The organism is Streptococcus cristatus (genome assembly GCF_003943465.1).
GTDB lineage: Bacteria > Bacillota > Bacilli > Lactobacillales > Streptococcaceae > Streptococcus > Streptococcus cristatus_C.
The window spans coordinates 12,927-25,310 of the sequence record NZ_RJPR01000006.1; the positions used below are offsets into that span (position 1 = coordinate 12,927).

Genomic DNA, 12,384 nt, shown 5'->3' on the forward strand with positions numbered 1-12,384 from the left:
CAAAACTTTAGCCAAAGAAAACCTCTAATTTCCCTGTAGGCTGAACATTGACATAACTAAGCGCCATATTTTTTATAATTTTAAGATTCATGTCTGCATTCATTCTCTTATATGACTCAAAAGCCTCTTTATGAAACTCAAATACAGGATTCTTTTGTGCATAACCTTGACTAACCACTAAAGTTTGAAATTGTTGGAGATAGTCAACTTGCTCCACCCAGCAATCATCCACTGCTCTTAACACTGCGATGCGCTGAAGCTGCCCAAACAGTTCTGAATCCTCAATTCTATCGCGTTTTCGCTGATATTCTTCAATGAAAAGCTTAGATAGAAACTTCTTAACCTGACGAATGTTTGTCACATCTAAATCTCTTGGAATTCCTTGACAATAGTAACTAATGTTATCCAAAACAAATCGATACAGATCGGCATGCTCTCTAAATGGATGCTTATTTATATAGGCGTCCATAGCATCTGATAAAACAGATAAAAAATATTCTAGTTTAAAGTCAGAATGAGCAATAATGTCATTGCGCTTGTTATAAATGATCTGCCGTTGAATTCGGATACTTTCGTCATACTGCTCTGTTGATCGTCTTGAAGCAGCTGCCGCATTGTCGCTGTTTCTCTGAGCTTCTGTCACCTCATATTTAATACGAACAGATTTTAGATGAACCTTCTGTTTTTCCTCTGGCTTGGCGACTTCTTTTTGATAAAAATCATTGATCCACTTACTGCCAGTCTTTGTGATAATATCATCTTCAAGTGAAACAAAGAATTTACTTAGTCCAGGTGCGCCTTGACGGCCTGCACGACCACGAAGCTGCAAGTCCACTCGTTCACTGGACATTCTCTCTGTTCCAATAACCGCCAGTCCGCCTAATTTAGCAACACCTTCTTCTAGGATAATATCCGTTCCACGACCAGCCATAGAGGTTGCGACGGTTACCGCAGAACGCCGACCAGCCTGTGCAATCATCTCTGCTTCTTTTGCTGCATTGTAGGCATTTAGCACATTATGAGCAATCCCTTCCTGCAACAGGAGCATGGAGTAAATTTCTGACATTCTTACCGATCCTGTCGCAATCAAAACTGGCTGCCCCTTTTTGTGTAGTTTTTTAATATAATCCAAAGAAGCATAAAGTTTTTGAGGGATAGTTAGATAGATCTCATCTGGATAATCAATCCGTTGATTGGGTTTTCTAGTTGGTACAACGACCACTCCCAAGTCATACACTTCACGAAATTCATCTTCACAGACCTTGCCTGTACCCGTCATCCCCGCCAATTTAGGAAACATCTTGAACAGATTTTGATAGGTAATAGAGGCCATGGAACGTGTTTCTAAGGAAATCTTTACGCGTTCTCTCGCTTCCAAGGCTTGATGCAAACCAGATTGAAGTTTATTCCCTTCTAAAACTCGCCCTGTTGCCTCATCCATCAACTTGACTTCGCCATTTTCTACAGTATACTGACGATCTTTTTCAAATAAATGATTGGCCCTTAAGGCCAAATTGATTTGACGGATCAGTTGGTAGTTATTTGGATCGTAAGCATTTTGTACACGGAAGTATACTTCTGCTTCCTTGACACCTTTTCTCGTCAACCAGACTGAAGTCCGAGTCGAATCTAGCTTAAAATCTTCCCCTTCCTTCAAGGTCTTAACAAACTCATCACAGGTAACAAATAGATTGGACTGAACCCGCGGAGAGCCTGATATAATCAGAGGCATCTGTGCACTATCCAAGAGAGCTGCATCAACCTCATCCACTAAACAGAAATAGAACTTAGGCAAGAATTTCTTTGCTTGAGAGGTCGCTAAATTTTCTTCAAGGTAGTCAAATCCCAGCGCACTATGTGTTGTATACACGATATCACTTTGATAAATCCGCTGCTTTTGCGCAACCTTCAATTTTTTAGCTGGATTTTCTGAAACACCAATCCCAACTGTCATCCCTAAGTAATGAAAAACAGGAGCCATTTGTTTAGCGTCACGTATCGCCAAATACTCATTGGCCGTAACCAAGATGGTGCTGTTTCCAGTCAAGGCATTTAAGTACAAGGGAAGAATTGCTGTTAGTGTTTTGCCCTCTCCCGTCCTCATCTCGGCAATCTGATTGTCTTGCATGACTAAGGCACCTAAGATTTGTACATCGTAAGGATAGAGCCCCAAGACACGCTTAGCCGCTTCACGAATGGTGGCATAGGCTTCTGGTAAAATTTCCTGCAGCCTTTCTCCCTCAGCAAGACGGCCCTTAAACCATTGAGTTTTAGCCTGCAATTCTTTATCTGACATGGCTGTATAATTATCAGAAAGCTGATTAATCTTTTCTAAGATTTTTTTATAACGCCTTAGTTTAAAGGAATTAGCTAAATGTAATTTTTTAAGCTTCATTCTTTCTCATCCACTCTTCCGTTTTCTCCAAGTCTATTTTTTGAAGCAAAAAGGACTGATCCAACAAATAATCAATTTTGGTTAGTACCCGTGGCCTATTTTTCAGATGGGCATACTCTTTTACTCTAGCTGAATTGAAGCGTTCCAGCAGCAAATCTCTAAATAAAGGATAATTCACCCTATTTCGATAGCGATCAAGAACATGCTGATAATCCAATTCTGACATAAAATCATCAGTCACTAAAGCATAGGCATTTTCAAATTGCTGTGAGTAAAGTAAGGCTGCCATATTTGAAATCGGCCCATAGCCAGCAAAAGCGACCTTTTCAAAAGAATATTCTCGAGCCAGCTTTTCAATTGTTCCAAGTAAGATTTCGAAGAACTCTTTTTCCATATACAAAAGAGCGTCTTTGTAGGAAGAATTGACTACCAACAAATTTGGAAAATGCTCCCGAACAATTTCTGGAATGTAGCCCGTCCGATTGAAATCAGGCTCCGTAAAGCAAACGTAAATCGTCTCTTGATTGACGTCCTTATGCAACAATTTCGAAATCCAATAGCGATCGACAGTATAATCTGCCACACCTTCTTCAGCAATATAGATGCTTTCAAACAAGAAACGATGGCAACCTGAACTCACTAATTGAATTTTATAATGATGGGTATTGTTAGGAACACGAACGCTCATCGTCTCACCCTGCTTAATGATTTGATTAAAAATCTCCTCATCACGCGCATTCATAAATTCAATCTTCAAGTAGGTCGAATTTTCAGGAAGAGTCTCCAGATGGCTGCCAAAGATATATTTTTCTCCTCGCTTCAATTCAGGAAGCTGGCTTGTATTGCGCAAAGCCTGATAGTTTGCTTGCGAATGCCATTCATGAATGACTGTACCAGACGGCATGAACTGATTCTCATATAAAACATGCCCATCTGCTAGCAGCTTCACAGACGATCCATATAGATACTGTGATACACTTTGCATATCCCAATAAGCAAAATAGATTTCTTCCTTGTATCTCACGAATCAAACTTCCTTTCAAAACTATTCACTAATAAAGTCTTATACTGATTAAAGAACCATTCGACAATTCCTTGCGTATCATCATTGTGTCGTCCAGTCAATCCTTTACTAATGATATTAACGCGATAAGCTCGCTTCCCTAGCTCTTCTAGCATATCAGGGTAGGCCGTACCATCGTAGTCATCATGATACATATAAGACACAATAAATTTCGTCCTTGAAAAATTAGCTTCTTTGAACGATGTCCAGAAGTGCTCATTAAGTTGAGCTATTCCTTTCTCTGATAATTCTCCTGTTGTACGAAACACCAAATCTAAAGAAGTAGGGAAACCTCCAGGACGAATCGTGGATTCATTCTCTGCAATATCGCCTAAATTTACTAAGGGCTTACCGACAATCACTGCATGAGGCTCTAACTTGGAAGCATAATACAGAGCTCCAAAGGTCCCCATTGATAGTCCGGATAAGGTCAACTGGTCTCTTGTAAAGCCTAATTCATCTAAACAGTGATGAATGACCTGAACAAGCTTTTGCTCTAGCTCTTCTGAGCCGAGATAGAAAGCACCACCCTCAGAACGCGGATCTCCAATCAACAAGAAAGGCGCTCCCAAATTGTTCATCATCCAGTATCCCTCAAATCCTTCAGCTGGACGATAACCAGAAAAATAAATATTGAGAGGTGGCTTCAAATCACCAGGATGGAAGTAGTAAATCAATTCCTCCCGATTTTTATCCACGACACGATTTCCACCGATCAATAAATCCCCATAACCCAAATGAGACTGGCGATGGTGGAATGGTCCAATTTTCACAATTCCTTGACCTTTTACTTGAACACTGACGCTTAGGTAATAAGAATCGCTGGTATCTAAAACGAGAGGCTTCTCAAAAGATTCTTCATCATAAATCCATTCTTGCATAGGAGAATTGCCAACTGGATAACCCTTGATGACATAACGAATTGCGCAATCTTCAGAATTTCTGAACTCTGGCCATAAATCCAAAGGGGCGTCTGCACTCAGAAAGATATTGTACTGATAGGTTGCTACAGTTTGGTAATCCTCACCATATTGGCCACACAGACGGAGATAGTTAGTTCCTTCATAGTTAATCTGACCTGAAAAGGAGGGATTGACGGCTAGGTGATTAACACTGAGCTTGGTACCACTTTGCTTAGAAGAAAAGCCTCTTGAAAATAGATACAGCATCTGAGCTGGATCTTCAAAAGTAGACTGAACGGCCCTTTTGCGTAAAAGGAATCTTTCCAAAGTTTTTGTAGTGATCTGACAGCGCTCATGATAAAACAAGCGATAAACCTGAATTAAGCTGTCCAATACTGTGATGTACTCAAGATGCTCAACAGTATCGACCAATACAACATCATAGGGCTTAGCAGCCTTCGGTTTCTTCCCATCCTTTTTTAAAATACCAATATCTTCTGGCAAGAGAGACATGATATCTTCTGGTTTAACAAATGTCCATGCGATATTACTAGGAATCTCATATTGGTGCTGCCAATTCTCATTGGCAATCTGTAGGACACTAATTCTGTTCATTTAGCTTTAATTCCTTTATCGTATTTTTCCACATTTCGACAATTTCTCCCCTTGTATACAGCTCAATCCTCTTAACCGAATGCACCAAAGACTGATTCCAGTGTTCCAAATCTGTGAGGTAATACAAGAGTGCCTCTATCAGGTTAGAAATGTCATTCATGATCCAACCATTTTCGCCATGCTTCACATAGGAAGAATTATACAAATTCACTTGAGGAATTCCTCCGCTGATACCCGCAATTTGAGTTCGGATATCTGCCGGGCTTCCCAAATCCAAGATGACCCGAACATACTTCAGAGCCTTTGCCAAATCGGTATCACTATGAATCACCACAGTATCAATTCGCTCTCTGAGGCTATCATCATCTTCTAAGCGTGGATCACCACTCTTAGCAGCCTTATCCTTGTCAACAAGGAGCAATTTTTCTGCATACTTTGTTGATGATAAAGATTCCTCAAGAAACTGTCGAATAGAAGCTTCTCGACCAAAATCTTGACTCTGCGTCCCAACCAATAAGTCAATCCACTCATGTTGCAACATCATATCAAACAAGGAAGTAAAAACATATTGAAGATGATGTTCTGATAAAGTATCGAAATTGACATAGATAATCAACTCTTTTTTCCGCTGACTATGCCCAAGATTCAACTGTGTATCATAGGGTGGAATCTCATAATAAGCAGGAAGTTGCTCTTCTTCTACTTCCCCCACTTGTTCTGCAATCTTCACAATTTTATCTAAGCTATCTACCACAAAAAATGGGGTATCTTTTAAATCAGAGAATAATTGTTCTGTATTCGTAATCGGATAGCGATTGCCAAAGAAGGACAGAACAACAAGATGATCCTTCTTAATCTGTTGGAAAAAATGATTATGCTGCACATCTGCTGAAACAATAATCGAATCATCCTTGGTTAAAACAGAAGCCAAATGCTGCTCTAGCTTTTCTTTAACAAGCTCCTCAATATTCTGATAGACATCCTTGGCAAATGTGCCCTGTGCCTCAGGATTGATAATGACCTGCTGGTTATCAGCTGTCAAAAATTCTCTGAATTGCCATATCCCTTGTGCATTCAGATAGTCCTGATAATAAGGCTGATTGTGCTCAAAATAGATAATACTGGAGACAAAGCCACGGTCATCAAAAACAAGCTGATAATCTATCTGATTATTTTCAAAATAGGTAATATCAAAAATATTACCTATTTGTGAAAAATTAATCTGAGCATGAGGTAGGTGATCGACGTGAACATCTACAATAAAAGGAGTATAAAAGATTTCTGCTCCTTGCGGCCATTTCAAATCATCCAAACAAATTTTTCGTGCAGGCACATCTGTCAGACCTTGTATGCTATCAAATAGATTCCACATTTCATCTGATGAAAGTCTTTGTTGATAAAAGAAAGTCCGGATATGAGGTGAATAATTCAAAATCAGGACAGAGTTGGCTTCTCCTGATTGTTGAAACATCCGCAATAAATTTACGGCATCATCAAACATCATATTTTTCGGCTGCAGATAGAAAGGTAGGGCAGTAGAATACCATTTTCGATCTTGTTTATACCAAGAAGGTACAAAGTAAAACATATCCCTCTATTCTCCTTTTACTTCTAGTTCTTTATGATAATAAGTCCCGATTCTTAAGATTCGTATTTCTTCACGCAAGGGCAAGAGCATGCTGATCAAAATGACTAGTGTGCTTGGCAAGGTCAAAAAGAAACTTGGTAAAGGCAAGAAGAAATTAATAAAATAGGGCAGGCCGACATACAAGATGAGATAAATAGCTCCTATATTTGATTGCAAAGAAATATAGTGTTTTAACACTTTTAAGGTTTCTTTCCCAGGCTGAATATAGTCAAAATATTCTCCCTGACGCTGCAAGCGTTTCGCTGTCTCTTCCGGTTCCAAATTGATATAGGCAAACAAAATACCCAACAAGTAAATCGCAACTAGATAAACAAATAGACCCAAGGGCTTTGTAAAGTCAAACAAATTCCCAAATTTTAGTGAAAATCCTTTCCCCGTCCAGTCTAGTAATAATTGGAACAACATCAAGACACTGGTTGCATACATAATGGGCATTCCACCAGAAGGAATGAACTTAATTGGCAAATAAGATTTATCATAGTAGCGACTGCTTAACATGATCCGATTGAGAGGCAGACGTATCTCGGCTTTCTCACACACAACAGCAACAAAGGTCAAGAGAAGATAGGCTAATAGAGCCACAACTAAAATCATTCCTCCTCGGACAGAAGACAAGGATTTCCCAAGCAAGACTATTAATTGGTCAGCAAACTGGAGTAAAATCCCTGAAATGATAATAATGGTTGACCCTCCCACTCCCTTACGAGTATTAAGACTTGACAACCAAATAATGATAAAACTGCCTGTCACAACTGTGAGTAAAACTGCTAGATTATAGAGCCAATCATCTACAAGAAGTAGAAAGCGACCATTTCCTCTATAAGCGGTGTACATAATGGCTAGTCCCTGCACAATCGCAAAGAACAAGGTTAAGATTTTTTGAAAGAAATCTGTTTTTTTAAGGGACCAAGATTGTATATTCCAGCTTTTCTTTAGGTTCATGACTTGCCATACAATCATCGTCGTAATCCAAGGTCCTAAGCCCAAAGAAAATACTGAAATCTGAGAAACATCAATTCCTGCCAGCAAATAGAAAGCGGCCAAGGGATTGTCTTCCTTTATCCGAAAAGCTTCCATACTGCCATTGTAGCCTGGAAGCAAGATATGTCTTCCTAATATATAAATAGCTATAATGAACAGTGTAAAGAGGATTCTCTTTCTAAAAATATTCTGATGCTTCTTTTTCTTAAGACCAAAGTGCTCCATTTATTATCCTTTATTTGTATTTTGGACTTGCCCAGAGTCCTCTTTTCATACATAAACTTGTCTTTTAAGCCAAAGACTTAAGAAAGCAAGCCCATTCCATAGAATTATAGATAAGGAATCAACTTGCTTTCTCTATTTTGATTACAAAATGTGGGGCAATCGTCATTTAATTAAAATCTGATCGAATTTTTTCCACCATTTCCTGATAATTCTCATGTGAGAATACTCGCTCTGAAACCCCTTCTGTTTGTACATTATCAAAGGCATAAACAGGCTTACCAGACTCTTGAAACTCTCTAATTACAGTATCGAATTTCTGATCGTGATTGATATCAAGATAAATGTCGCTGCTCGCAAGTAAATCTCTCAAAGGATATGGCAAAATTGCAGGGTGCAAACGAACATTTTCATAAGCCATCAGTTTGAGTAACTTATCAGACATCTGTGTGTAGGCAGCAATATGAAACAGGCAATTTGGCAATGCTTTCACCAAATCTTCAATCCCCTCTAACCTATCCGAGTTTGTCAAAGTTACACAGTGGAGAGCAAAGCCTTCATCCCTCTGTTTAATAGCTTTCTCGACATCAAATTCATCTGTCTCAATAATTGTAGACCAATCAAGAGAATTGTAAAACCACCATACTTCACGCAGACGCATGTTGGAAACAGTGTTCCATGGTTTTTGACCAGAAATATAATGCAAAACAGCAGGTAGTGGAGAGAGTGGGATTTCGAAAATCCAGTCATGCTTATCTAGCGCAGCTCCCATGTCAAAACCGATTTGAAAATTGTAAGTATCTTCCAAATCAAGTTTTTTGCCCTCAAACATCAAATTCAAGATAGACTGATCACCTTCAGTAAAATTGGCTAATTCTCTATCTGTCAACTCAACCAATTGCTGAGCCATGTTTTCTTCACGCCAACGCTTATTATTGATGAGCATCATTCCAGAATTAAAGCCAAAGCCTACTCCATATGTCGCGCGAGTCGTTGCTACATAATAATCCTCCAGATCTATCTCAAAAAGATGGTCCAGATTTCGTGTCACAACAATATCACAATCTAAATATAAAACTTTATCTGCTGCAACATAATTCGGTATAAAATAGCGCCCATAAGCCATGTAGTTAATGTGAGCGTAAGTTCCAGCTTCCCATTTTGATTTCACCTGATCGTCAATCTGGTCATTGAATAATTTCACATCGTTCAACTGACTGCCAGCTGCTTCTACCTTCCGACGCGTATAGTAAAACCATTCTTGAGGAATATCCTGATTAAAAACATAAATATCTAAATTTTTATGGTGACAGCAAAGAGATTTTATTGTCGTCTCGATCTGTCTAATATACCCATAATCTCCCGAAACCACAATGGCTTTTTTCTTTTCCAAAACACTACTCCCACTAAGCTTATTCAATTCTCTAAAAAAATCGCTATTAGGCTTTATTATACCATAAATTCCGCCTTTATTCAAACACCTTCTTGAAAGCTAGACCTAAATTTTCTAGCCTTAAAATAGAGGTGAAAGCTACTCACACGAAAAGAAGAAAGCTTGCTATAAGCGCTTCTAATATATCCATCCTTTTAAAATCAGACAACCACTACCTGCAACGTACTTAAATGTGTGCTCTCATGCTATCAAATCTTATAAAATTAGGCTATCCCGAAGAATTAGCCGGTGTTTTATTGAAAAAAATGGACTGGCTTTTCTCCAGTCCATTTCCCCTACTTACATCAACTAGTTATTATGCACCCGATTCATATATTCGGTATAGGACTCCGTTTGCATCAGCTCCTTGGCATTTTTGACCCGGTCAGCAGTCGGTGGCTTCACACCTTCCAGTGAATAAGGAATGCCCAACTCCCGCCACTTGAATTCTCCCATAGTATGGTAAGGAAGGATTTCAAACTTATCAACGTTCTTGAGTGTTTTGACAAACTTACCTAGCTCAATCAAGTCCTCATCACGGTCCGTTAAGCCTGGCACCAGAACGTGACGAATCCACACTGGCTTTCCAATATCTGAGAGATATTTTGCACAGGCCAGGATGTTTTTATTGGTCTGGGTAGTCACGATCCTATGCTGCGCTTCATTAATTTCCTTGATATCCAGCAAAACCAAATCCGTCACCGCCATCAGTTTATTAAACTTTTCTAGATAACGAGGCGTATTTCTAAAAGGCAGAGCACAAGTATCCAGCGTACAATGAATCCCCAGCTCTTTAGCCTTGGTAAAGAAAGCAATCAGAAAGTCGATTTGCAGAAGGGCTTCTCCCCCGCTGACGGTAATACCACCTTTATTACCCCAGAAACCTTTGTAACGAAGGGCTTCTTGTAGGATATCATCCACAGTCCGCAGTTGAGACTTGTTAGTCTCCATCTCCCAAGTATCTGGATTGTGGCAATATTGACAACGCATATGACAACCCTGCAAAAAGACGATGAAGCGGATACCTGGTCCATCCACTGCTCCAAAACTCTCCGTAGAGTGCACCATTCCCGTTACTTTCCCATAATCAATCGCTTCTTCAACCATAATAATCCTCTTTACCTGAAAACGTTTTACTATAACTACATTATACCACGATTCGAGTGAAAATAGATAGATTCTGCCTATTTTTTAGAAAATAAACTGTTTTTCAGTTTCATTTTCATTGTGTTACAACAGATAAAGTTTTTCAGTTTTTCTTGAAATTGCCTCTCTCCGTTTCCAGCTTTCTCCATAAAAAAAGCCGCCCTAGAGGGCGACCTTTTCGGAGATTGTTATGAAAAAAAGGTGCGGAACTATAGCTATAACAGCTGCTCATCTGTTAAACTAAAGGACTCCTTCTATCAAATAAAGTTAAGAGGTCTTCATTTGATGCTTCTAGTATACTGCACCATACTTAAAAGAAGCTTAAGCTGATTTTAATCATTATTTCACTAGAATAGCTAACGTTTCATAGGGTTTCAAGGTCATGGTCGCGGCTAATGCTGGCTCCTCGTAATTTGAAATCAGCACCTGACCGCTTTGATAGTCTGGTAGGATGTCCAGCGTAATCGGATCAGCATAGAAGTTGTTAAGTACTAAAAGTTTTTGTCCTTGCCACTCCCGCTCAAAGGCATAAATCTGAGGACTATCCTCATAGGCTGGCTGATAGCTGCCCTCTGCGATGATAGGTAGTTCCTTGCGCAGGGCAATCAATTTCTGATAAAAGGTAAAGATCGGTCCCTTGATTTCATTTTCCACATTGATGAGAGGATAAGATTTGCCCGCCTTCAGCCATGGAGTTCCTGTTGTAAAACCTGCATTGACTGAATCATCCCATTGCATAGGCGTCCGAGAATTATCACGAGATTTAGCCTTGATAATCCTGAAGGCTGCTTCTGGCAATTGACCTTCAGCAAGCAGGCTCTGGTAAGCATTGAGAGACTCGACATCCACATAGTCTTCCATGGAGTCGTAGTTAGGATCCACCATGCCAATCTCCTCACCCATGTAGATATAAGGCGTCCCGCGCGACAGATGAATACTGGCTGCCAGCATGGTCGCTCCTTCGTTGCGGAAATTCTCCACATCGACAAAGCGGTTGAGAGCTCGTGGCTGATCATGGTTGTTCCAAAAGAGAGCCGACCAGCCATCATGATCGCTCATTTCCTTGCCCCAAGTATGGAAGAGGCGTTTTAACTCTTCAAAGTCAAAGGCCTTAAGACTCCACTTCTGTCCAGCTTCATAGTCCACCTTGAGATGATGGAAATTAAAGGCCATAGATAGCTCCTGCCGATCTGGTGCGGTGTAAAGGATGCAATTTTCAATCGTCGTAGCACTCATTTCACCAACCGTCATAAAGGAATCGTCCTGCCCAAAGGTCGCTTCGTTCATCATACGCAGATAGTCATGCACGATTGGCTTATCGGTATAGGCCGGCTTACCCTCCTGCTCTGGACAGTCTGCCAGCACCTCATCTTTTCCGATGACATTGATGACATCAAAGCGGAAGCCCTTGACTCCTTTGTCCCGCCAAAAATTCACCACCTTGAAGAGTTCTTGACGCACATTAGGATTGCGCCAGTTAAGATCTGCTTGAGTGACATCATAAAGATGCAGATAATATTTGCCCGTATCGCCAAATGGCGCCCAGGCACTGCCGCCAAACTTGGACAGCCAATCCGTCGGCTCATCTCGCAGGATAAAGAAGTCCTGATAGTAGGAATCCCCAGCCAGTGCCTTTTGGAACCACTCATGTTCAATCGAGCAGTGATTGAGAACCATGTCCAGCATGAAGTCAATACCATGCTGCTGGCCGACCTTGACCATCTCTTCAAAATCCGTCATATCCCCAAAGATAGGATCAACTGCAGTGTAGTCAGAAATATCATAACCGTTGTCCCTCTGTGGACTCGGATAGAAAGGATTGAGCCAGATCATATCCACTCCCAGCTCTTTCAGGTAGGGAAGTTTTTCAATAATCCCGCGAAAATCTCCCAAACCATTGCCAGTCGTGTCTTTAAAAGATTTTGGATAAATCTGGTAGACAACCTTTGTTTTATCAAGTGTCATATCTTCTCCTTTTTT

8 protein-coding genes are annotated in these 12,384 nt (G+C 40.2%); all 8 read right to left on the bottom strand.

Going from position 1 to position 12,384, the window contains the following annotated elements:
- Window positions 1-7: 7 nt before the first annotated feature.
- Window positions 8-2,395, bottom strand: a complete 2,388-nt coding sequence (secA2, locus tag D8793_RS07000) for an accessory Sec system translocase SecA2 (protein ID WP_125371296.1) — start codon at window positions 2,393-2,395, stop codon at window positions 8-10.
- Window positions 2,385-3,419, bottom strand: a complete 1,035-nt coding sequence (asp3, locus tag D8793_RS07005; RefSeq protein ID WP_125371297.1) for an accessory Sec system protein Asp3 — start codon at window positions 3,417-3,419, stop codon at window positions 2,385-2,387. The genes secA2 and asp3 overlap by 11 nt, the downstream gene beginning before the upstream one ends.
- Complete coding sequence (gene asp2 / locus D8793_RS07010) at window positions 3,416-4,975, bottom strand: accessory Sec system protein Asp2 (protein ID WP_125371298.1); 1,560 nt, start codon at window positions 4,973-4,975, stop codon at window positions 3,416-3,418. Before asp2 ends, asp3 begins: the two co-directional genes overlap by 4 nt.
- Window positions 4,962-6,563, bottom strand: a complete 1,602-nt coding sequence (asp1, locus tag D8793_RS07015; protein ID WP_125371299.1) for an accessory Sec system protein Asp1 — start codon at window positions 6,561-6,563, stop codon at window positions 4,962-4,964. The genes asp2 and asp1 overlap by 14 nt, the downstream gene beginning before the upstream one ends.
- Window positions 6,564-6,569: 6 nt before the next feature.
- On the bottom strand, window positions 6,570-7,829 hold the full coding sequence (gene secY2, locus D8793_RS07020; protein WP_125371300.1) for an accessory Sec system protein translocase subunit SecY2: 1,260 nt from the start codon (window positions 7,827-7,829) through the stop codon (window positions 6,570-6,572).
- A gap of 166 nt (window positions 7,830-7,995) precedes the next feature.
- A complete protein-coding gene (locus tag D8793_RS07025; protein WP_125371387.1) occupies window positions 7,996-9,219 on the bottom strand; it encodes a glycosyltransferase in 1,224 nt (407 codons plus the stop codon).
- A gap of 348 nt (window positions 9,220-9,567) precedes the next feature.
- The gene (gene pflA / locus D8793_RS07030) at window positions 9,568-10,365 is read right to left on the bottom strand and encodes a pyruvate formate-lyase-activating protein (protein WP_005590787.1); all 798 of its coding nucleotides are present in this window, start codon (window positions 10,363-10,365) and stop codon (window positions 9,568-9,570) included.
- Between the two features lie 378 nt (window positions 10,366-10,743).
- Window positions 10,744-12,369: an alpha,alpha-phosphotrehalase gene (gene treC, locus D8793_RS07035; RefSeq protein WP_125371301.1), complete on the bottom strand. Its 1,626-nt coding sequence runs from the start codon at window positions 12,367-12,369 to the stop codon at window positions 10,744-10,746.
- Between the last annotated feature and the right edge of the window lie 15 nt (window positions 12,370-12,384).

Coding starts and splice junctions, on each gene's coding strand:
- secA2 (WP_125371296.1), bottom strand. CDS start 2,395: ATGAAGCTTAAAAAATTACATTTAGCTAATTCCTTTAAACTAAGGCGT.
- asp2 (WP_125371298.1), bottom strand. CDS start 4,975: ATGAACAGAATTAGTGTCCTACAGATTGCCAATGAGAATTGGCAGCAC.
- asp1 (WP_125371299.1), bottom strand. CDS start 6,563: ATGTTTTACTTTGTACCTTCTTGGTATAAACAAGATCGAAAATGGTAT.
- secY2 (WP_125371300.1), bottom strand. CDS start 7,829: ATGGAGCACTTTGGTCTTAAGAAAAAGAAGCATCAGAATATTTTTAGA.
- pflA (WP_005590787.1), bottom strand. CDS start 10,365: ATGGTTGAAGAAGCGATTGATTATGGGAAAGTAACGGGAATGGTGCAC.
- treC (WP_125371301.1), bottom strand. CDS start 12,369: ATGACACTTGATAAAACAAAGGTTGTCTACCAGATTTATCCAAAATCT.